26 protein-coding genes are annotated in these 21,769 nt (G+C 40.9%); 3 read left to right on the top strand and 23 right to left on the bottom strand.

From position 1 onward, the window contains the following. Window position 1: 1 nt before the first annotated feature. The 8 genes from ACXYSM_RS06505 to ACXYSM_RS06470 form a co-directional block, all read right to left on the bottom strand. Window positions 2-367, bottom strand: a complete 366-nt coding sequence (locus ACXYSM_RS06505; protein WP_000216443.1) for an Asp23/Gls24 family envelope stress response protein — start codon at window positions 365-367, stop codon at window positions 2-4. 154 nt (window positions 368-521) lie between these two features. Continuing rightward, entirely contained in the window at window positions 522-710 is a 189-nt protein-coding gene (rpmB, locus tag ACXYSM_RS06500; RefSeq protein ID WP_001140948.1) for a 50S ribosomal protein L28, read from the bottom strand. A gap of 106 nt (window positions 711-816) precedes the next feature. Continuing rightward, window positions 817-1,491 (bottom strand): LiaF transmembrane domain-containing protein, encoded by a 675-nt coding sequence (locus ACXYSM_RS06495; RefSeq protein ID WP_414310221.1) that lies wholly within the window; start codon window positions 1,489-1,491, stop codon window positions 817-819. 4 nt (window positions 1,492-1,495) lie between these two features. Beyond that, window positions 1,496-1,942, bottom strand: coding sequence for a LytTR family DNA-binding domain-containing protein (locus ACXYSM_RS06490; protein WP_004250544.1), 447 nt, complete (start codon window positions 1,940-1,942; stop codon window positions 1,496-1,498). Window positions 1,943-2,060: 118 nt separating this feature from the next. Further along, the gene (locus tag ACXYSM_RS06485; protein ID WP_458634785.1) at window positions 2,061-2,564 is read right to left on the bottom strand and encodes a phosphatase PAP2 family protein; all 504 of its coding nucleotides are present in this window, start codon (window positions 2,562-2,564) and stop codon (window positions 2,061-2,063) included. Between the two features lie 98 nt (window positions 2,565-2,662). Next, window positions 2,663-4,423, bottom strand: a complete 1,761-nt coding sequence (locus tag ACXYSM_RS06480; RefSeq protein WP_458634784.1) for an ABC transporter ATP-binding protein — start codon at window positions 4,421-4,423, stop codon at window positions 2,663-2,665. Then, the gene (locus tag ACXYSM_RS06475) at window positions 4,413-6,182 is read right to left on the bottom strand and encodes an ABC transporter ATP-binding protein (RefSeq protein ID WP_458634783.1); all 1,770 of its coding nucleotides are present in this window, start codon (window positions 6,180-6,182) and stop codon (window positions 4,413-4,415) included. The genes ACXYSM_RS06480 and ACXYSM_RS06475 overlap by 11 nt, the downstream gene beginning before the upstream one ends. Further along, window positions 6,166-6,627: a MarR family winged helix-turn-helix transcriptional regulator gene (locus ACXYSM_RS06470; protein WP_458634782.1), complete on the bottom strand. Its 462-nt coding sequence runs from the start codon at window positions 6,625-6,627 to the stop codon at window positions 6,166-6,168. Before ACXYSM_RS06470 ends, ACXYSM_RS06475 begins: the two co-directional genes overlap by 17 nt. Window positions 6,628-6,834: 207 nt before the next feature. Between ACXYSM_RS06470 and ACXYSM_RS06465 the strand changes: the two genes are divergently transcribed. After that, complete coding sequence (locus ACXYSM_RS06465; RefSeq protein WP_458634781.1) at window positions 6,835-7,506, top strand: hypothetical protein; 672 nt, start codon at window positions 6,835-6,837, stop codon at window positions 7,504-7,506. 44 nt (window positions 7,507-7,550) lie between these two features. On the opposite strand, the gene ACXYSM_RS06460 is transcribed toward ACXYSM_RS06465, so the two are convergent. Next, window positions 7,551-8,267, bottom strand: coding sequence for a YebC/PmpR family DNA-binding transcriptional regulator (locus tag ACXYSM_RS06460; RefSeq protein ID WP_458634780.1), 717 nt, complete (start codon window positions 8,265-8,267; stop codon window positions 7,551-7,553). An 85-nt stretch (window positions 8,268-8,352) separates the two neighbouring features. Next, entirely contained in the window at window positions 8,353-9,735 is a 1,383-nt protein-coding gene (locus ACXYSM_RS06455; protein ID WP_458634779.1) for an MATE family efflux transporter, read from the bottom strand. 108 nt (window positions 9,736-9,843) lie between these two features. Here ACXYSM_RS06455 and ACXYSM_RS06450 point away from each other — a divergent pair, with 108 nt between their 5' ends. Then, the gene (locus ACXYSM_RS06450) at window positions 9,844-10,398 is read left to right on the top strand and encodes a GNAT family N-acetyltransferase (protein WP_458634778.1); all 555 of its coding nucleotides are present in this window, start codon (window positions 9,844-9,846) and stop codon (window positions 10,396-10,398) included. Between the two features lie 44 nt (window positions 10,399-10,442). On the opposite strand, the gene recA is transcribed toward ACXYSM_RS06450, so the two are convergent. From recA to ACXYSM_RS06420, 6 genes are all read right to left on the bottom strand, one after another. Continuing rightward, a complete protein-coding gene (gene recA / locus ACXYSM_RS06445) occupies window positions 10,443-11,591 on the bottom strand; it encodes a recombinase RecA (protein ID WP_006149228.1) in 1,149 nt (382 codons plus the stop codon). A 54-nt stretch (window positions 11,592-11,645) separates the two neighbouring features. Further along, a complete protein-coding gene (locus ACXYSM_RS06440; RefSeq protein ID WP_458634777.1) occupies window positions 11,646-12,902 on the bottom strand; it encodes a competence/damage-inducible protein A in 1,257 nt (418 codons plus the stop codon). A gap of 76 nt (window positions 12,903-12,978) precedes the next feature. Further along, window positions 12,979-14,028, bottom strand: coding sequence for a glycopolymer--peptidoglycan transferase LytR (gene lytR, locus ACXYSM_RS06435; RefSeq protein WP_458634776.1), 1,050 nt, complete (start codon window positions 14,026-14,028; stop codon window positions 12,979-12,981). Between the two features lie 4 nt (window positions 14,029-14,032). Further along, a complete protein-coding gene (locus tag ACXYSM_RS06430; RefSeq protein ID WP_414266742.1) occupies window positions 14,033-14,554 on the bottom strand; it encodes a GNAT family N-acetyltransferase in 522 nt (173 codons plus the stop codon). Continuing rightward, window positions 14,544-14,987 carry a tRNA (adenosine(37)-N6)-threonylcarbamoyltransferase complex ATPase subunit type 1 TsaE gene (gene tsaE / locus ACXYSM_RS06425; RefSeq protein WP_414312169.1) on the bottom strand — a complete coding sequence of 148 codons (444 nt, stop codon included), beginning with the start codon at window positions 14,985-14,987 and terminating at the stop codon, window positions 14,544-14,546. Before tsaE ends, ACXYSM_RS06430 begins: the two co-directional genes overlap by 11 nt. A gap of 89 nt (window positions 14,988-15,076) precedes the next feature. Next, window positions 15,077-16,498 carry an NCS2 family permease gene (locus ACXYSM_RS06420; protein WP_004250510.1) on the bottom strand — a complete coding sequence of 474 codons (1,422 nt, stop codon included), beginning with the start codon at window positions 16,496-16,498 and terminating at the stop codon, window positions 15,077-15,079. A gap of 196 nt (window positions 16,499-16,694) precedes the next feature. Here ACXYSM_RS06420 and ACXYSM_RS06415 point away from each other — a divergent pair, with 196 nt between their 5' ends. Then, entirely contained in the window at window positions 16,695-17,507 is an 813-nt protein-coding gene (locus tag ACXYSM_RS06415; RefSeq protein ID WP_458634775.1) for a Cof-type HAD-IIB family hydrolase, read from the top strand. A 132-nt stretch (window positions 17,508-17,639) separates the two neighbouring features. Here the strand turns inward: ACXYSM_RS06415 and ACXYSM_RS06410 are convergent, their stop codons facing one another. The 7 genes from ACXYSM_RS06410 to spx all read right to left on the bottom strand — a co-directional run bounded on the left by ACXYSM_RS06410 (window position 17,640) and on the right by spx (window position 21,754). Next, window positions 17,640-18,065, bottom strand: a complete 426-nt coding sequence (locus ACXYSM_RS06410; RefSeq protein ID WP_458634774.1) for an SP_0198 family lipoprotein — start codon at window positions 18,063-18,065, stop codon at window positions 17,640-17,642. Between the two features lie 86 nt (window positions 18,066-18,151). Then, window positions 18,152-19,402, bottom strand: coding sequence for a bifunctional folylpolyglutamate synthase/dihydrofolate synthase (locus tag ACXYSM_RS06405; RefSeq protein ID WP_458634773.1), 1,251 nt, complete (start codon window positions 19,400-19,402; stop codon window positions 18,152-18,154). A gap of 212 nt (window positions 19,403-19,614) precedes the next feature. Then, complete coding sequence (locus tag ACXYSM_RS06400) at window positions 19,615-19,920, bottom strand: DUF1292 domain-containing protein (RefSeq protein ID WP_000017624.1); 306 nt, start codon at window positions 19,918-19,920, stop codon at window positions 19,615-19,617. A 15-nt stretch (window positions 19,921-19,935) separates the two neighbouring features. After that, window positions 19,936-20,355, bottom strand: a complete 420-nt coding sequence (gene ruvX / locus ACXYSM_RS06395; protein WP_006152930.1) for a Holliday junction resolvase RuvX — start codon at window positions 20,353-20,355, stop codon at window positions 19,936-19,938. Between the two features lie 3 nt (window positions 20,356-20,358). After that, window positions 20,359-20,625: an IreB family regulatory phosphoprotein gene (locus tag ACXYSM_RS06390; RefSeq protein ID WP_004250500.1), complete on the bottom strand. Its 267-nt coding sequence runs from the start codon at window positions 20,623-20,625 to the stop codon at window positions 20,359-20,361. A gap of 97 nt (window positions 20,626-20,722) precedes the next feature. Beyond that, complete coding sequence (locus ACXYSM_RS06385; RefSeq protein WP_458634772.1) at window positions 20,723-21,295, bottom strand: SP0191 family lipoprotein; 573 nt, start codon at window positions 21,293-21,295, stop codon at window positions 20,723-20,725. A gap of 60 nt (window positions 21,296-21,355) precedes the next feature. After that, window positions 21,356-21,754: a transcriptional regulator Spx gene (gene spx / locus ACXYSM_RS06380; protein ID WP_000591164.1), complete on the bottom strand. Its 399-nt coding sequence runs from the start codon at window positions 21,752-21,754 to the stop codon at window positions 21,356-21,358. Window positions 21,755-21,769 lie beyond the last annotated feature (15 nt).

Below are 21,769 nucleotides of genomic sequence, written 5' to 3'. Positions count from 1 at the left end.
ATTATTCTCCTACAACTTTGATATTTTGAATGTAGACATTCACAGTTTGAGCAGTGATTCCAAGTTGGTTCTCTAGGCTAAAGCGAACACGTTCTTGGATGTTTTTTGAAACTTCACTGATTTTTGTACCGTAGCTCAATACAGTATATACATCAACTGCAATACTACCGTCTTCAGCTGCTTTAACGACTACACCTTTTGAATAATTTTCCTTACCAAGAAGGGCTTGGAAATTATCTTTGAGGGCATTTTTACTAGCCATACCGACTACACCAAAAATTTCAGTTGCTGCACCACCTACGACAGTAGCGATTACATCATCTGTCAGTTCGACTTGACCATCTTTTGTATTAATTTTTACAGTCATTTTTTTTACCTCAAATAGTTGATACTCTATTTTATCATATTTCAGCCCAACTGTAAAAGCAGAATGATGTATCATCGGATATTTGCTTGATTTTTCAAATGATTTCAGCTGTCGAGTAAAACAAAAAAGACCCTTGTAGGTCTTTTCATGTTTATTAAACGCGTTCTACTTTTCCTGATTTCAAAGCACGAGCTGAAGCCCAAACTTTTTTAGGTTTACCATCGATAAGAACAGTAACTTTTTGAAGGTTTGGTTTTACGGCACGTTTAGTTTGGTTCATCGCGTGTGAACGGTTGTTTCCTGATACAGTCTTACGACCTGTAAAGTAACATACTTTAGCCATTGTGTTTTCCTCCTATTAGATCTAATATAGCGGATGTGCTAGCACCACATACCGTACTATGTTATCACACTTTCTTATTTTTGGCAAGGGAATTGGAAGACTTTTTTTATTTGACGTAGACGACACCAAGTTTCCCGAAAGCTACATCACCACGGATAATCAAGGTTTTGCTGGTTGGGGCTACAGGAGCATCTGCCTTGGCCGCACCACAAAAAGTTTCCACCTTCAGGTCCACTCTCCAGTGTTGGGGCACATAGATAACTGCATTCCCAAATCCAACTTCTATCTTCAAGGTTGCGCTATCTCCTAACATCTCTGCATTATCATAATAGATTTTGGCATTCCCAAATCCGACTTCAAACTCGTCTTCTACTAATTCTTGGTCTTGCTTGTAAAATGTACCCGCCCCAAAAGCGACTTCCTTGTCTGTCAGAATGGTCTTTTCACCGTCATACCACCATTTTTTCCCATTCCAAGTTCTGTTAGTATGAGTCAGCATACTTACTCCAAGCACGATGAGAACACTCGCCCAGAACAGTGATTGATTGGGAATCGGTAAAATGTCATAAAAATGATTCGCAATCATGAGGGCCACTAGGGCTGTAACGGAGGCTGAAGTGAAATGACGACGAAGGATTGCCTCAACTGATTGATAGGCAAAAAATCCAATACCAATCAAGGGCCAAATCTGCCCTCCAAATGAAGGAATTCCAAAATTCCCCTGTAATAATACTAAAGCTGCCAATACTAGCAACACAATACCAAATGCTTTCTTTTTCATATTCTTACCTCATGTTTCTTAGATTTTCTTTTAGGAGGGATTGGTAGTGCCGTGACACGTGAACCTCCTTGTGGGTTTGATAAAAGGAAATAGTGCCTGTCCCTGAGAAGGACTTGTCAACCGAGTAAACTTGCCGGATATTGGCAATGGTCGACTTGGATACCCGACTGAAATAACGTGGCAGGATAGACTCCAACTCATAAAGCTTGAGCCGAACCTCGTAGGCCTCTTTCTGGGTATGGGCGTAAATCTTGCTACCTTCCGTCTCAAAGAAGAGGATTTCTGCCAAGTCTAAGTAGTACTCACCCGTCCCCTTGTAAAAGATCAACCTAGGAGCCTTGGTTTCTTGCAAGAGTCGTTGCAAGTCAGCTATCTCATCTGTCAGGGCTGCAGCCTTGATGACAATCTCTGTCTCAGTTAATTCACTATCAATCTCGATTCGTAACTTCATCCTATCTCCTTTCTGCATCTACTATACCAAAGGCCAGAAGACTTTACAAGGGCAAAAAAGCAAGTGGTCACTTTTAACCCGTAAGTGGTTACGAGGCCAAGCCCACTTGCTTTGCTTCTTACAAAATAAAGAAAAGAATTCCCAAGAGGAGACCACAGGCGTAGCCAACTAAAACATCCTTGGGATAATGAACGCCTCCTAAGACCCGCACAAGACCGAGAAGAACTGATAAGACCAACAAAACCAACCCCACAAGCAGATTTGCATGCAGGCAAGCCATGGAAATGATGGTTGCTGAAAAGACATGGCGACTAGGCATTGAATTCCCAGAGCTGTCCTTGTCTAGTAGCGGAATAATTTCCCAAGTCTCATAGGGACGCGGTTGATTGATCCACTTACGAACTAGCGTCAATAGGACAAAGCCTAAAGCTGGAACTAAAATATAAGCAGAAAGTTCTTTCCCAACCCCTTTACTTACAAAGTTTGTTCCCAACAAGGTCAAGTAAGCCAAGGGCATCAGAACTGTCATCATGCGATTAAAAATTCGCATCAGTTGTAATCCTTGTGGATAGCGAAGGAGGCTTGATTTCCTCTTGTCGTACCACTCTTGATAGTTTTTCATATATTTTCTCGTTATTTTTAGATTTTACACAAGAAGCCTGCTAGCATCTCCTACTCTAGTATAGTGCAGAAAAAGAAGGCCGTCAAGCCTTCTGAGATTTATTCTTCTGCTTGGTCTTCTGTAAATTGACTATTGTAGAGGTCTGCATAGAAACCACCCTGAGCCATAAGCTCTTCATGATTGCCTTGCTCAATGATGTTTCCTTCTTTCATGACCAGAATCAAATCAGCATTGCGGATCGTAGACAAGCGGTGGGCGATGACAAAGGATGTGCGTCCCTCCATCAAACGGTCCATAGCCTTTTGAATCAACTCCTCCGTACGAGTATCGACTGAGGATGTTGCTTCGTCCAGAATCAAGAGCGGAGCATCCTTGAGCAGAGCACGAGCGATGGTCAAGAGTTGTTTCTGTCCGACTGACAAGGTCACTGTATCATCCAAAACAGTATCGTATCCATCAGGTAAGGTTGTGATGAAGTGGTTGATTCCGACTGCTTTGGCAGCTTCAATCACTTCTTCATCACTAATTCCTGTTTGATTGTAGATGAGATTGTCTCGAATGGTTCCTTCAAAGAGCCAGGTATCCTGCAAGACCATTGAAAAGGCATCGTGTACTTCTGAGCGCTTCATAGCCTTGGTATCCACACCATCAATGCGAATACTTCCCTTATCAATCTCATAGAATTTCATCAAGAGGTTAACAATGGTCGTCTTCCCAGCACCAGTTGGTCCGACAATCGCGACCTTTTGACCTGCATGAGCTGTCGCAGAAAAGTCATGAATGATTGTTCGCTCTGGTGTGTAGCCAAATGAAACCCTGTCAAAGACCACTTCACCCTTCATGTTGGTCAATTGTCTTTCCTTATGAGATTCATCTTCCATTTCCTCTTCACCTAGAAATTCGAAGACACGAGTCATGGCTGCACTAGCTTGTTGTAAGCTGGTAATTCCTTGGGCAATCTGTGATAAGGGCTGCGAGAAGGTTCGAACATAAACCATGAAGGCTACAATAATCCCGATACTGATATACCCTTCAAGAGCCAAGGCAGCACCGACGATAATGACTAGAACATAACTAAAGTTGCCTACAAAGACCATGGCAGGCATCATAATTCCAGAGATAAACTGAGATTTCCAGATGCTATCATGTAGATTCTGATTCAAGCCTGCAAATGTATCTTTTGTTGGTTCCACAGCATTATAGCTGGTCACCACATTGTGGCCAGAGTACATTTCTTCCACATAGCCATTTACAGCTGCTAGGTTATTTTGTTGAGCTTTAAAGTAGCCCTGCGACTTGGCCATAATTACGGAAACCGCCGTAAATCCAACAAGGGTTGAAACAACGGTTACCAGAGCCAAAATCCAGTTCATACCAAACATAGTAATCAAAACAGCAATCAGTAAAAAGCTAGCTGAAAGAACTGTCCCAAGGCTTTGGTTAAGAGACTGAGCTGCTGTATCAACGTCATTAGTCACACGAGAAAGGGTGTCCCCTTGAGAATGACGGTCAAAATAAGCAAGTGGCAAGCGATTGATTTTCTCAGCAATAGCTGTCCGCAAACGTTTTGAGAAATGTTGGATACTAGTTGAAAAAATATAGGCTTGCGTATAGTTCAGGATAATCCCAAGCACATAGAGGATAACCAAAAAGCTAGCAATACTTGAGACAGCCTTTAGGTCAATTTCAGTCATTAACCCATCTGAAATCAAATTGGTAATTTCTTTGATCTTAGTTGGTCCATAAACCGTGATAATACTTGAACATATAGCCGCCACAACTGCGATTAGTAGGGGAAGTTGGAGACCTGCTAGAAAAGGTCTACATTGTTTCCATAAGGACATTTTCTTATTTTCCATGTTCCAATTCCTCCTTCGATAGTTGTGAATAGGCAATTTCTTGGTAAACTTCATTGCTTGCGAGAAGTTCCTTGTGGGTGCCTTGTCCCACGACTTTACCTTGATCCAAGACTAAGATCAGGTCTGCATCCATAATGGTTGAAATGCGTTGGGCAACGATTAACTTGGTCATGGATTGTGTTTTTTCAGCTAATACTTGACGCAAGATACGATCTGTCTTGTAGTCCAAGGCTGAGAATGAATCATCAAAAATGAGAATCTCTGGTTTACGAGCCAAGGCGCGTGCAATGGCCAAACGTTGTCTTTGTCCACCTGAGAAATTGGTCCCACCTTGAGCCACTTCTGATTCAAGACCCGCTTCCTTATCCTCTATAAAGTTTTTAGATTGAGCCAATTCCAGAGCTTGCCACATGGCCGTCTCACTTAGTGGCGTTTCTTGACTCTTACCAAAGTCGAGATTGCCCTTAACATCTCCTGAAAAGAGCACAGCTTTTTGAGGGATATAGCCAACTTTATTACGCAAATCTTCTAAGTCATAATTCTGAACATTGACGCCGTCTACTAGAATTTCTCCCTCTGACACATCATAAAAACGGGGCAAGAGGTTAACTAGAGTAGATTTACCTGAACCAGTTGAGCCGATAAAGGCAATGGTTTCCCCTGCTTCTGCCTTGAAGCTGACATGTTCCACAACTGCTTCTGAGTTTTTAGAGTAGCGGAAGGTTACGTCGCGGTATTCCACTTGACCAATTACAGAAGAGTTTGCTGTCTGTGGGTGACTAGGATTTTCAATAGTGGAATTGAGGTCCAAGACTTGATTGATACGACCTGCAGAAACCAAGGTACGAGGCAAGACGATAAAGAGAGCACCCATTAGTAAGAAGCCCATTACCACTTGCATAGCATAGGACATGAAGACCACCATATCGCTAAAGAGGGGTAGACGCTCTGTCAAGCTAGCGTCGTTGATAAGATAAGCACCAATCCAGTAAATGGCAAGGACCAAGCCGCTAGAAATCGCCATCATAATAGGATTCATAATGGCCATTAAGCGACTGACAAATAGATTGAGTCGTGTGACTTCATCATTGGCTTCTTCGAATTTCTTATCTTGGTAATCCTCAGCATTGTATGCACGAACAACCCGAATCCCTGTCAAGCTTTCACGGGTGATGCTATTGAGTTTATCTGTCAATTTTTGAATGACAGATTGTTTAGGAAAGGCCAAAGTCATCAAGACAGTTGTCATTAGAACATTGACAATGACTGCCACCACTACTGCCCAAATCCAGTATTCTGACTTGCCAAGGATTTTACCAATGGCCCAGAATGCCATGATTGGTCCTCGAGTGACTACCTGAAGTCCCATGGTAAAGAGCATCTGAATCTGCGTGATATCATTAGTCGTCCGAGTCAATAGACTGGGGATTGAGAAACGTTTAATTTCTGTCTGGGAGTAATCCAAAACACGATTAAAAATATCGCTTCGTAGATGAGCCGTATAGGATGCTGCAACTCGAGCGGCAAAAAATCCAACTGTTACAGATGATAGGAAGGCTAAGAATGACAAACTCATCATCTTAGTTGCTGGCGACCAAAGGTCTCCCAACTCCGTACCTGGTGTTCCGAGTAATTCTGTTATTTTTGAAACGTAAGTCGGTACTTCTAACTCTAGATAGACCGAGCAACAGGTAAAGAGAACAGTTATTAGAATCATACCCCACTCTTTTCCTGTGATACGCTTAGCGAGTTTCTTCATTCTTACCTCCTATTTTTTCTACATTTGCTTGTAGGCGGCCCATGACTTCTTCAAAAATAGCGAGATTCTCTTCGGAAATACCATCAAGTAAGCTGCGGTCAATTCGATCAAAGAAAGACTTAACTTGCTTCATTTGAGAGCGTGATTTTTCGGTCAAATGAACAAATTTCGCCCGTTTATCACTTGGACTCACCTCCAACTCTACCAAACCATTTTGCACCATGCGCTTGACTAAATTACTAGCAACTGACTTGGTAATATTGAGTTCTTGTTCAATATCCTTGATGAGTGTTAATTCTTGTTCATGCTCACGACGTTCTAAAAAACGAATGACCTGCCCTTGCGGCCCCCCCATAAATGCAATACCACAACGCTTGGCTTCCTTTTGTACCATCAGATGCAACTGGTGACCAAAACGTTTAAAGACCAACATCGGTTTATCCATGCTATCTCCTTCTAAGCAAAAATAGTTCTCATAAGAACATTTAAGTTTTCATGAGAACTATTTTATCATTTTCAGAAAAGATGTCAAGAAAAAAGTTTTCATGAGAACTATCTAAGCAGAAATTGACATCAGCTCTTATTTTATCTATAATAAACACTATCTCACACCTATAAGAATACACCCTGATTAGAAATGAGAAACTCACAAATGAAACATAAAGAAGAGAAAATTTTAGGAATATTTGCCATCATCTTTGGAACCCTGGCCCTTCTTGGTTCCTGGCTACCAATCATAAGCATACTAGCCTTTTTCTTTGGCATTATCGCTATAGCCCTAGGCATTTTTGGTATCGGCCTTAATCTCAAAAATCGTAAAATATTAGCTATTATCGGAACAAGCCTAGGTATTCTATCCATTTTTCTTGTCTTAATGACGCAAGTATTACCTTCTGGTGTCTTTACTGACTTGGCTAAAAACTTTCGACATCCATATAGAAGTCTGACCTCTTTAACAGAAAATGAGGAATTTGGAAAATTACCAGATTATAAACCAGATGAAGAGGATATCGAAGATACTGATACCTTCTCTTGGACCCAGGAACAGTTTGATGCTTTGATAGAGGGAGACACTGCAAACAGAGGAAAAGGTGGCTCCAACTACAAAGATATCATCAGCAAGCATGGACTACCAGATTCTGAAATTGAGTCAACCTCAGGTGACTACGACATCAAGAAAATCACCTATCTATCCCTCGGTTCAAACACCAAGACAGTCGTACTCACTTTCGCAAAGCAGGAAAACGGCCAGTTTCTTCTCATCCGTAAATTTGCCCTAGGCTTGGATAGAAAAGAGCAAACTGATGATGGAGTGAAAGTTTAACATAACTAAAAAGCGAACAGCTATTAAGCCTGTTCGCTTTTCTATTAGAACCCATCAACATTGGTATAGATTTTTTGGACATCTTCGTCGTCTTCAAGTACGCTGTAGAGTTTTTCAAAGGTTTCCAAATCTTCACCTGACAACTCCACTTCTGACTGAGGAATCATTTCCAATTCAGTCACTTGGAATTCTTCGATACCTGATTCACGCAAAGCCACAATAGCTTTGTGAAGGTCAGTTGGAGCTGTGTAAACAGTGATTGTTCCTTCTTCTGCTTCTACATCGTCTACATCGACATCTGCTTCAAGCAAGAGTTCAAAGATAGCATCAGCATCGTCACCGGCAAATACGATAACACCCTTGTTGTCAAAGAGGTATGATACAGAACCTGAAGTTCCCATGTTTCCGCCGTTTTTACCAAAGGCTGCGCGGACATTGGCAGCTGTACGGTTAACGTTTGAAGTCAAGGTATCAACGATGAGCATTGAACCATTTGGTCCAAACCCTTCATAACGTCCTTCTGTAAAGGTTTCGTCTGTATTTCCTTTTGCCTTATCGATTGCTTTATCAATCACGTGTTTTGGCACTTGCGCTTGTTTAGCACGGTCGATAACGAATTTCAAAGCTGAGTTTGATTCTGGATCTGGATCACCTTTTTTAGCTGCTACATAGATTTCTACACCAAATTTTGCATATACTTTAGAGTTAGCTCCATCTTTAGCCGTCTTCTTGGCTACGATATTGGCCCATTTACGTCCCATTAGGAATCTCCTTTTTTCACATTTTAATCTTTCTTATTATAACACAAGTCTAGTCGATTTTCACTAGAGGAATTGGATTTTTCTTTTATAAATGAAGCTGGGATTGTCCGCCGACAGCCAAGATTTTCTTGCCTTCTTTTATCCAAGGGTGCTGAGAGAGTGAGATATAAAGCTGTGCAGTCATAACAAGCCAAAGTAGCGGTTCACATAGAATCACACCTGTATAACCTGCCCAAGGAATAATCCAAGCGACGAAAACAATTTTCCCTATAAATTCGATAAAACTAGATATGAGGGGTAAGAGTTTTTGACCGAGTCCCTGCAAACTATTTCTATAAATCAATAAAAGACTCAAAAACGGATAGAAAACAGAACTAATACGTAGGTACAAGGCCCCATTTTCAATCAAGTAACCATCTGTTGAACTCGCTAAGAAAGAAACTAGGCTAGGACTTGCAAAAAATAGGAACACACAAGCAAAGGTTGCCCAAGCCATACTCAAATAGCTCCCTAAACGAAGACCTTGGACGATACGATCTGGACGTTTTGCCCCAAAGTTTTGAGAGATAAAAGTCGTCATAGAAGCAGAAATTGCCGTCATTGGCAATAGGGCAAAGGCCATGATTCTACGTGCTGCCGTTTGGGCACTGATAATAACTGCTCCAAAGCCATTAACAGAGGATTGCAAGATGACACTTCCGACAGAGACGATTGAACCCATCAGCCCCATGGCTAGCCCCTGCTCCAAGAGATCGACATAGAGATCCTTATTCCATCTGAAATGTTTAAGTTCTGGAAGAAGCTCTGGAACACTCTTTCGGATATAGAAATAACAGAGAATAGCGGACAAACCTTGCGAGATGATAGTTGCAAGACCTGCAGACTGAACCCCCAACTGCAGTTGTGTAATAAAATACAAATCTAAAATGACGTTAACAATGGCTGAAAAGATAAGAAAGGCAAGCGCCGCAAGGCTATCACCAATTGATCGTAGCAATCCTGCAAAGAGATTATAGGCAAAGCTAACTCCCACACAGCTGACAATCATAGAGATGTATTCATAAGATTGGGGGAGGATTTCTGCAGGTGTTTCGAGATATTGTAAAAGCGGATAAAGACCGAAGAATCCCATCAGCATCACAAGACCACTCAGGATTGCACCTAAAATCCAAGTCGCTGCGACAGCCTCTTTAATCTTTGTAAAATTACGAGCACCGTAAAGACGGGCAATAACAACTCCCATCCCATTTCCGACTCCGAGGGCAAATCCAATAATCAAATCAAAAATAGCTGTCGTAGCTCCGACTGCCGCCAAGGAATTTTGTCCTAAAAAACGCCCAACAATCAAAATATCAGCTGTATTGTATAGTTGCTGAAAGATATTGGACAGTAAAATCGGTAATGCAAAACTAATCAGTGAAGGAAGAATGGGACCATGAATCAAGTCCACCGTTGATTTTTTATTCATAAGGCTATTATATCAGCTTTCAAGTTGAGGAACAAGGAAGTTTCCTTAAGAAAGCGTTGCCTATATGTAAACAATCTGGTATAATCGTGACAGAAAAGGAGGGTATGTATGAGCTTAACAAGTCAGTTAATTACAGATGTATTCCCAGACCTTGAGAAAGTGGAACAATTAAACAAGGAGGCCTTCCCTGAGGAAGAAAGGGTGCCCTTAGACGAATTTTTACTGTATCAAGATAGGGATGATGCTCACTTTTTCGCCTTTTATAATGAAGAAGAATTTGTCGGCTTCGCTTTTGCCATTTCTAATCAAAAAGCTTTCTACATTAGCTTCTTTGCCATTATGCCCCATCTCCGCAGTCATGGGTACGGGAGAGAAATCATTGAAAAACTCATAGATTTTTACCAGCGTACCATGATTCTTGAAGTGGAGCGATTAGACGAAGACTGTGACAATCTTGAACAAAGAAAATCCCGCATGGACTTTTACTTACAAAATGGCTTTAAAACTGCCAACGCCTTCTTGGAATACGAGGGAATGAGTTTCGAAATTCTCTATCGTGGCGACCACTTTGATGAAGAGGCCTATTGGAACATCTTTCAAAAATTGCAAGAAGAGAACTACTTCGACTTTCGTATCGAATACCGACGCTTTAGTGACCACTAGTCATCATGAAACAAAAAGTAGCAGTTTTACTGCTACTTTTCTTTTTATTCTTCAATTTCGATTTCAAGAGCGTCGCCCAAATCAAGTGTTACTTCTTGGTTAGAATCTGCATCAGCTGCTGCACTTGCTTTAGAACCTTCTTCCTCTTCAATTAAACCATATTGAACACGAACTTGGTGGTCAATTTCATCAAAGATTTCTGGGTGATCTGCCAAGTATTTCTTAGCATTCTCAGAACCTTGTCCGATTTTTTCACCCTTGTATGAGTACCAAGCACCTGCTTTTTGGATAATATCCAAATCACTAGCAATCTTCAAGAGTTCACCAGTTCTAGAAATCCCTTCACCATACATGATTTCAACAAGAGCTTCTTTGAACGGTGGAGCCACCTTGTTTTTCACAACTTTAATCTTAGTTTCTTTACCAACGTTCGTATCTTTTTGATCACCAGTTCCCTTGATTTGTGTACTTCCACGCACATCCAAACGGACTGAAGCATAGAATTTAAGGGCGCGTCCACCAGGAGTTGTTTCTGGATTTCCAAACATAACCCCTACTTTTTCACGCAACTGGTTGATGAAGATAGCAATTGTCTTTGTCTTGTTGATAGAAGCACCGAGTTTACGCATAGCTTGGCTCATCATACGAGCTTGAAGACCAACGTGGCTATCTCCGATATCTCCATCGATTTCCGCACGAGGTACAAGAGCTGCAACTGAGTCAATAACCACAAGGTCAACCGCACCTGAGTCGATCAATTTCCCTGCAATTTCAAGACCTTGCTCACCTGAGTCTGGTTGTGACAAGAGCAATTCGTCAATGTTAACCCCAAGAGCTGCTGCATAGGCCGGGTCAAGAGCGTGTTCCGCATCGATAAAGGCTGCAATTCCACCTTCTTTTTGTGCTTGCGCTACAGCGTGAAGGGCAACTGTTGTCTTACCTGATGATTCTGGACCATAGATTTCAATGATACGTCCCTTAGGATAACCACCTGAACCGAGTGCAATATCAAGTGCCAAAGAGCCTGAACTCATCACTTGCACTTTTTGTTCTGCTCGCTCACCCAAGCGCATGATTGAGCCCTTACCAAAATCTTTTTCAATCAATTTAAGGGCATCATTCAAAGCTTTTTCACGATCAGCTCCAAATTTTTTCCCAATTTCATCTAATTTTTTTGTTGGTTTTTTCGCCATTTTGTTCTCCTATATTTTAATGATTCTAAGAACCTTCTTCTATTATATCAAAAGTCAGTTACTTAATAAAGCTTTGCGAACTAAGTTAAAAGCATGCATGACTGCAATTTTACGAACATCTGCTCGACTTCTTCCTGCTATATTGACCTGAACAACTTCTGTACCTGATGCTTGAGACAAACCGATAAAAACTGTACCAGCTGGATGGCCTTCTAGACTATCCGGACCAGCCACTCCTGTCAAGCTAACTCCAAAGTCTGATTGGGTTTTAAGCCGTGCCTGATCTGCCATTTTTTCCGCTGTAAAGGCTGAAACAACTCCATGTTTTTCCAACTCTACTTGTGGAATATCTAACATCTTAGCCTTTTCTTCCAGACTATAAGTGACAAAACCACCTTTAAAGATAGCTGACACTCCCGAAAAGTCTGCCAAAGTTGCTTGAAAAAGCCCTGCTGTCAAACTTTCCGCAGCCGTTATGGTTTTATGCTGCTTTTTCAACTCCTCAACAACTACACTAGCTAGACTCGCTTCCTCACCATAACCATAGCAAATATCCTTTAAAGCAACCCCTTCAAATGTCTGGCGGGCAAGAATTTGAACCTCAAGACGATCCAAAGATTTTCTTGCTTCTTCTTGACTAGTAGCCTTGGTAGACAAACGCAGAGTCACTTCTCCCGTTTTTGCATAAGGGGCCAAGGTTGGATCTGTTTGTTCTTCAATCAAATCCGACAGAATCGTTACTAGCTGGCTCTCGCCAATGCCAAAGAAACGAAGCACACGTGAGTACAACTTAGCTCCAGTTGTCAATCTTGGCAACAGTTCATTTAAAACCATGGGTTTCAGTTCACTTGGCGGACCTGGTAGGACGACATAGGTCACGCCAGCCACCTCAATCATGCCTCCGACTGCTAGTCCTGTTTCATTAGGTAGCGAGATTGAACCCTCAACGATTTGAGCTTGGCGTTCATTATTTGGAGTTCGGGCATAGTCAGGTCGATGAGCAAAAAAGTCATCTAGTTTAGCCTGCGCTTGAGCATCAAAAGTTAAATCACGCCCTAGAAAATGGGCCAAGGTTTGTTTGGTCAAATCATCCTCTGTCGGTCCCAATCCTCCTGTTAGGATAACCAGATTGCTACGATTCTTAGCAATCTCCAACAAAGATAAGAGCCGAGCCTCATTATCTCCTACAGCCGTTTGGAAGTAGACATCAACACCGATTTCAGCCAACTTTTCAGATAAAAACTGTGCATTGGTATTGACAATTTGACCTGTTAGAATCTCTGTTCCAACAGCTATGATTTCCGCTTTCATTTTTTCCTCCTACCTATCTATTCGGATTTCTTTGAAAAAATCGCAGGAAAATTCCTACGATTTTAGTATGCATTTCTTATTGTTCTTGTTGGCCTTGTTGTTCCTGATCTGCAACAGAACCAGTTGTTTGTGGTAAACGCCCATAAATATTTTCATACAAGACTACATTTGTCTCCAATTCGGTAACTTCTGGCTTATCCAATGAACGACGTAAAAGATTTTGCATCTCTAACATATGCTCAGATGTCACTATTTGGTAAGATGTCCCATCAATCATTGCATCCTCTCCGCGCAATTGCTGAGACTCAATATTCTTAAAGGAATCTTGATAGCCCATCAACTGAGGAATCGTTGTTGTCGTAATCTCGATATTTGTCTGCATGTTATCGCTAAGAGCCTTCAAAATTTCTTGATAGTGGCTAACACTATTCAAACTAAGAATTTTTTCAACAATCTTTTGGATGACTTCGCGCTGACGTTTCTGACGACCGTAGTCCCCCTCTGGATCCTGATAGCGCATGCGTGAATATACTAGCGCCTCGTCACCATTTAGGGTTTGTTCCCCAACACCGATAGAAATCGTGTTAAATGGTTCCTGGTCTTGGATAGAGATTGGGAAACCTAGAGTGTTGTTTACTGTGATACCTCCGACAGCATCAACCATTCTTTGAAGACCGTGCATATTGACCATCACATAGCGGTCGATATGGATATTCATCATTTTTTGAATGGTCGAAATGGCAAGCTCTGCTCCACCATCAGCATAGGCAGCGTTGAGTTTAGCTTCTCTAACACTACCATCTGGTTGTTGGATTTGTGTCAGAATATCACGTTCCAAACTCATCATAACGACTTTCTTGGTTTTAGGATTCACTGTTACCAAGATCATTGAATCACTATTTCCTGCCCATGGGTCTGTACGTTCAACATTCCCCGTGTCCACACCCATCAATAGGATTGTCAATGGTTCTGTTGCCTCGATAACCTTGGTTTCTTCTCCGATTTGTTTATAAGTTTTGGCTAAAGTCTGTGTACTTTGTTGGTAGATAGTATAGGCATAAGCTCCCACACCAAGCACTGTCACAAGAACAAAGCCTAAAAACATTCCGATTATTTTTTTTACCATATATTTATTTGTCTATCAGTCGACCCATCAGGTAAACATCAAGAAACTCTCCTCCTTCTATACAAGCGCCGCGTTCCTGCTGGCCTTCAATGATGAAGCCCAGCTTTTTATATAGATGAACAGCTGCCAGATTTCGTTTTTGAACTGTCAATTGTAAACGTCGAATACTTCCGCTCGATTGGGCCCACTCAATAGCTTCTTCCATCAAGATACTACCGAGACCATTTCCCCAATAGGCTTTTTTGATACCCAAAAAGATATCCCCAATATGCCGAACTCGCGGACGTTGATCAGCCGTTATATTGATTACTCCTGCCAATTCTTCATTCAAATAAGCTAGTAAAGTAATCTGATTATCCGACTGGGCCTGCTTGTTAATAAAACGCTGCATCTCAGATTCACTCATTGCAATTCCATTTTCATCCAGACTGGTAAAACTAGATTCATGACCAATCTGATCCAAAAGTGCAATAAGTTCTGTAGCATCCTCAACTTCTGCTTCACGAATTAATAAATCATACTCCATCTGTCAACCTCTGCAAGAGTTCTGCTGCTCGTTGACCGTGGGCATGAAAGACAATCTCGCGCCCCTCACCATCTTTAAGAATTTCTAATTCCAAATAGTCAGCTGGAAGAGCCTCACCTAATAGGTGTCCCCACTCAATAACCGTCACACCTGAACCAAAAAGAAATTCGTCAAGGTCGATTGAGTCTGCATCTCCTTCGATACGATAAACATCCAAGTGATACAGGGGTAGGCGTCCTTCATATTCTCGAACAATGGTATAAGTAGGACTTTTGATCATTTGATGAATCCCTAGTCCTTTAGCTAGACCTTTTGTTAATGTGGTTTTTCCAGCACCTAATTCACCAGTTAAAATCAATACATCATTTTTTTCAAGTAGACTACCCAACTCTTGTCCAAGAGCGATTAGTTCATCTTCATTTTTTGTGTGCATGTTATTATTATACCAAAAAGTTTTCTTTTGCGACATTTCTAGTAATAAAAAAAGAGGAGTTTCCTCCTTCTTTTTTAAAGTTTTTGTCTTTAGTTTAGAGCCATGCTAATGTAGTTCAAGATGAACAGAGCGTCTAAAATCCAAATCATGACATGCACTTCCTTAACTTGACCTTTAACAATCTTCGCTAAAGTGTAAGTTAGGAAACCAACGGCAATCCCTTGTGTAATGGAGTAACTAAATCCCATAAAGATAGATGTGAAGAAGGCTGGAACAGCTTCTGACATATCATCCCAAGGAATGTTTTTCAAGTTAGAGAGCATCATAATTCCGACGATAATCAAAATTGGTGCTGTCGCAGCTGAAGGCACAATGGCAAGAAGTGGGCTAAAGAAGCTTGATAGAGCAAAACAGATAGCAACAACTAAGGCTGTCAATCCAGTACGTCCACCAGCACCGATCCCTGCCGCTGACTCAATATAAGTTGTAACGTTTGAAGTACCTGCAATGGCACCAACTGATGTCGCCACCAAGTCAGAATATAGAGCCTTATCCAATTTAGCTGATTCATTGTTTTCACCACTTGATGCGATGATCCCAACTTTTTCACCTGTACCGATAAGAGTACCAATTGTATCAAAAATATCAGTCAATGAGAAGGCAAGAATGGCCATCAAGGTTTCAGGTAAACGTGAAGTATTTGAAATCAGAGAACCCAAACCTTCTGAACCAAGGGCTGCACCAAATAAAGTTCCTAGGTCGTTAACTGCTGCTGAAAGATTGTTGCTAGCAAAATCGATTCCTGACAAATTAACAAGACCAACCGCAATCGCAAGAACTGTAGTTGTCAAAATAGAAAGAATGATTCCACCTTTAATACCTTTGACAACAAAGAAGATTGTAATGGCAAGGCCTGCAATAGCTACCAATACTGCTGGAGTATTGAAATCTACCAATCCTGGAACAGCTGCTGCATTTGCAGTAATCGCTGCTTGAGCCTTATCTGCTCCTTCACCTGCTACAGTATAAGTCCCTGGGTCAATTGAGAATTTCAAGAGACCAGCATTCTTAATACCAACATAGGCAAGGAAAACACCAATACCAGCTGAAATTGCTGAACGAAGAGTTGCAGGAATAGACTCAATGATCATTTTACGAACATTGGTTAATGTGATAATCAGAGAAATGATCCCACAGATGAAGACCATACCAAGAGCTTCTTTCCAAGTATAGCCCATTCCGAATACAACCGTAAATGTAAAGAAAGCATTAAGTCCCATACCTGGAGCTTGTGCGTATGGCAAGTTAGCATAGAAAGCCATCATCAAAGTTCCTACTACAGAACCGATGATTGTTGCCAAGAATACACCCTGAACAGGCATTCCTGTTTGCGAAAGCATTTGAGGGTTTACAAAGAGAATATAACTCATTGCAAAGAAAGTTGTTAAACCAGCAAGCACCTCTGTACGAACATCTGTCCCGTGCTCTTTTAGTTTAAATAATTTGTCCATTTTTAATCTCCTTTGTCATTTTACGAACAATATGTCTATTATATCATTAATCATTCACATTTTCAAGCTATTTTTCTTATTTTTAAAAATTCTTAAAGGATATGATTCTTCTTATTTTTGCTTATAGTCAGCTTTTCTTTCAGCTTTTTGATATAATAGGAAACATCTTATCTGAAACTAAATTCGGGAGGATTTTATGACTAAAAAAATGATTGCCGTGGACTTAGACGGTACCTTACTTAATGGAGAAAGCAAACTCTCTGACTTTACAAAAGAAACCATTAAAAAAATTTCTGAGAAAGGCCACCATGTGGTTATCGCAACTGGTCGCCCATATCGTATGGCCAAAGATTTTTATGACCAACTTGAACTTGAGACTCCTATGATTAACTTCAACGGTTCGCTCACTCACCTACCTGGTAGGGCTTGGAAACATGAAAAATGCCTTACTGTGGACAAAAAATATCTCTTGGATATCGTAAAACGAAAAGAGGATATCGAGGCAGACTTTATCGCAGGTGAATACCGTAAAAAGTTTTACATTACATCCCCAGACAAGGAAATTGCCGATCCTAAATTGTTTGGTGTTGAAAACTTTCGCCCTGAAAATCAATTCAAGTCTGACTTAGTGACTAAGGGGCCTAACTGTATTTTATTACAAACTAGGGCAGACGATAAATATGCACTAGCAGAAGAGATGACTAGCTTTTACAAGCATCAGCTTAATATCAATACTTGGGGCGGTCCCTTGAACATTCTTGAATGTACTCCAAAAGGTGTTCACAAGGCCTTTGCCCTTGAATACCTTCTAAATGTCATGAATATAGACAGACAGAACCTGATTGCCTTTGGTGACGAACACAATGACCAAGAAATGCTCTCCTTTGCAGGTAGAGGATATGCTATGAAAAATGCTAATCCCGCTCTACTTTCTTTCGCAGACGAGCAATTACCACTGACCAACGAAGAAGACGGAGTCGCTCACTTTTTACAAGAGCAGTTCCTTTAATAAAAACTATCCCTCCATACTTTTTTGGTAGAAAATAGCTACCTTAATCGTATGGATTTTTTATGCCAAAAATCGATTAAAAAAAAGGACCCGAATCCGTGTTAACGAGATTCAAATCCTTACAAAAGATGTCTATTTTTTTAGAACGATACGATTAGAAATTTCGCGACCCATATCATCAATGATCATTTGATTGCCATCAGCTACATAAACCTTGATATCATCTCCAATAAAGACTCTCTGACTTTCTGGTTCGAAGGTGACCTTTTTAATCTCCTGATCGCCATCAGGTTCTACTTCTGTCCATGTTCCAGTATTACCAGTAACTACGAGAGTAATGCTATCTCCCTCATCTTGCCCTTTATAGGTCCCATCAATGTTGGTTACTGAGCTAGCAGTCGAACTAGAAACAGTCGTTTCTGCTGACCGAGCAGTCGTTACTTCCGTACTAGTACTTGCTTGAGTTGAAGGAGCTGCCTGCTCTTTTGGCGAACATGCAACTAAGAGACTAAGACTTGCCAAAGAAGCAAGAGAAAGTGTGAATTTTTTTAGTGACATGACGGCTCCTTTCTTTTAGTGGCTTAAAATCAGAATAACCCTGCTGAGCCACCACACCTTTACTATAACAAATAAAGATAGGAGGGTCAATCAAATGAATCTAGGGCCATGAGACAAGCTCGAACCTCTGATATAAAATAGAGAGATCCTGTCACAAATAGCAAGTCTTGCTCCCCTGCAAAACTCTCAAAATTATCTATAAAATCTCGATAAGAAGCAATGCTTGTATAATCTCCAAAGTCTTGCTCTTCCAAGGAACCCTGATAGTCAAAACTCGTAACATAGAGAGCTACATCAGGTAAATGCTCTGTTAAATAAGTAAGCATTCCACTATAATCTTTCCGCTTTAGGGCACCAAATAAGATTTGAGGCTGATACCCTTGCTGGATTTTTTCTTGGATAAACTCAACCAAACGCTCTAGAGCTGGTAAATTGTGAGCCCCATCCAAATAGATGTGCTCAGTGACAGCTTCTAGCCTTCCAGCCCATCTGGTAGTTCGCAAAGCAGCTCGAATTGCTTCTTGGTCAACTTTCTCGTCTCTTTGTGCCATAAATAGTAGAAAAGCCTGCAAGGCAAGAGCTGCATTTTCCTCCTGATAGGCTCCCTCCAGTCCCAATATTAGGTGGTTAAAGTCAGCTAGAGAAGAAGAAAAGTTCCCATCTCGGAAAGAAAAATCTTTATTAGCTTGGTAGAGACTTACACCCAAATCAGTGGCTGTCCTTTGACAAACGAGTTGGGCTTCCGGTGCTAAATTTGCAATCACAGCTGATTTCCCAGGCTTAAAAATTCCTGCTTTCTGCTCTGCAATTGCTGTTAAACTATCGCCCAAGGTCTCCTGGTGATCGAGGCCGATTGATGTGATGATTGCAATTTCTCCTGTCACCACATTAGTGGTATCAAGAAGTCCACCTATCCCAACTTCTAGTAGGACCAAATCTACTTCTTGCTCTTTAAAATAAAGCAAAGCAATCAAGGTCAGCAACTCAAAAAAAGATAGCTGATCGTGGGTTTCTAAAAGTCTTTGCTCCATTGCTTTGACTTGATCTGCTAAACGAATGAAATCTGTGTCCGATATAGGATCACCATTAATACAGATACGGTCATGGATGCTGACAATGTGGGGCGAAGTAAAGGTGCCAACCGTTTTCCCATGGGCAACAAAAAGATCCCTCATAAAAGCAATAGTTGACCCCTTGCCATTTGTCCCTGTCACATGGATAATTGGATAGGTTTGCTCAGGATTCCCCAGCAAATCTACCGCTCTTTGCATCCGTCCCAATCCTGATCTGAAATTCAAGCCAATCCGACTATGAAGCCATTTTTCTACTTCAATCATGCTTATCTCCTTAACAAAAAAGCGAAGATTCTCTTCGCTTTTTACTCATTTTGCTAGATACTAGCTAAATTTTATTTTTAGCGTCAGGCTAAAAACGTCCACTGGACGTTCCAACTCTCTCCAGTTTCTAGGAGTTGGGCTAAAAACATCCCCGAACTTACCAGTTCTCTCTTATTTTAAGGAACTGGGCTGATACAGTCTCCCAGACTGTATCACTCCTCCATAAAGCTGTTGAAGACTTCTTCAATCATGTTCCATTCATCTTCTGAATCTTCAGGGATTGGTTGCAATTCACCTTCAGTTCCATCTTCATTTTCGATGAATGAGTATGCTTGGATTTCAACTTCACCGTTTTCATCTTCTTCTGCATTGACTGGTACAAGAAGAACATAGTTTTTACCAAATTCTTCTTTTCCGTCAATAGTCAATAGGATTTCAAATAAAGTTTCGTTCCCTTGCTCATCTACAAGTGTAATAAGTTCACGTTCTTCGTGATCGTGGTTGTGATCGTGTGACATAGTTTCTCCTCTGTCTTAAAATTTTCTATCTAAATAATTTTGCAAAATCAACTGAGCCGCTAATTTATCAATAACCTTTTTTCGCTTATTACGACTAATGTCTGCTTGCTCAATCAACATGCGCTCAGCAGCAACCGTGGTTAGGCGCTCATCCTGGTACTCCACTGGCAAACCAAAGAGTTCTTCCAGTTTTGCTCCATACGCTTGACTCGCTTCCACCCGAGGTCCACTGGTATTGTTCATATTTTTAGGTAAACCAACAACAAAGCGCTCTACCTTATAGGTGTCAACCAATTCCTTGAGTCGTTCAAAGCCGAACTCTCCTTGATCTTCATTGATTTGGATGATTTCAAGCCCTTGTGCTGTAAACCCTAACGGATCGCTAATCGCTACTCCTACTGTTTTGGAACCAACGTCCAACCCCATAATTCTCATTGGTTATAGATCGACTCCTTGTCCCTTAAGGTAGTAGCGGACCAATTCTTCAACAATCTCATCGCGTTCGTATTTACGGATTTGATTTCTTGCGTTATTGTAACGAGGAACGTAAGCTGGGTCTCCACTGAGAACATAGCCCACAATCTGATTAATAGGGTTATACCCCTTCTCATTCAATGAAGCATAGACTTCTGTCAATGTTTCACTAATTTCTTTTTTATTGGAATCATCCAATTTAAAACGTACGGTTTCTTCAGTAAATCCCATTCTAACACCCTCTTTCCTTAGAATAGTACTATTATAGCACATTCACAGCCATTCTACAAATGACACAGCCTGATTTTGCTGATTTTCTGTGACTTCCTTACTGGACAGTCGCGCCACTTGCAACTCGATTTTCAATATATTCTTCTGGTTCGTTTTTTAGTAGATTTTCTAATCCCACATTTTTTAAATATTCGCTTTCGCTTGCCTTTTTAACGTCTAGAACTTGAAAATCATAACTTGTTTTTGTTTCAATCTCGGTTTCACTTAAAAGATTGGTTTCAATGTTAAATCCAGGAATTTTACGTGCTTCTTGGACCGATTCATCCTTGTCTTCTCCTTCTTTCAAGGCCTTTTTTGCTTCCTCTAATCCATGCTCTGCAATAAAGTTCTGGAGGTCTTCTGAAACTTGTCGTTTTTGCTGAATCGTTAAGGTCAAGAACTGTTTGCCCTTATAGGTAATGGTCTGGGTTTGTTGAACCCCATTTTCGTCAGCAGGTAGAACAAGCGTCTTTGTTACAACTGTATTGTTATTGGCATTTTCTAGAACAGGCAAAGTTGATTGAAGAGCTTCTGTCGTTGTATCTTTAGAAGGTTCCGCAGACTCTTTTTTCTGTCCACAGCCAGCTAGCAAAAATAGGAGCGCAACTGTACCGATAACTATCTTCTTCATATTTATTTTTCCTTATTTATCTATCAAATAAGGCTAGGAGTCACTCCCAGCCTTTATGTTTTATAGTGCTGCACGTAAACGTGCTTCTGCATTTTCTACATTGCGGACAGAGCGTGGCAAGAAGGCACGAATGTCATCTTCTTTATAGCCAACTTGTAAACGTTTCTCGTCAACAAGAATTGGACTTTTTAGGATGCGTGGTGTTTCCATGATTAAATTAAGCACTTCATTGACACTCAAATCTTCGATATCAACTCCGAGAGCTTTGGCGTAGCGATTCTTTGATGATACAATGCTCGCAATTCCATTGTCTGTTTTTGTTAGAATATCTAATAATTCTTCTCTAGAAATCCCCTCTTTACCGAGGTTTTGTTCTTTATAACTTAACTGGTGGGCATTGAGCCAGGTCTTAGCTTTTTTACAGCTAGTACAACTTGAGACTGTATAAATTTTGATCATGTACCTACCCCTTTC

The sequence above is a fragment of the Streptococcus sp. V940 genome, from assembly GCF_054353495.1.
Note: the sequence above shows the minus strand (reverse complement) of the source record. Positions and strands in the feature narration are given on the sequence as shown.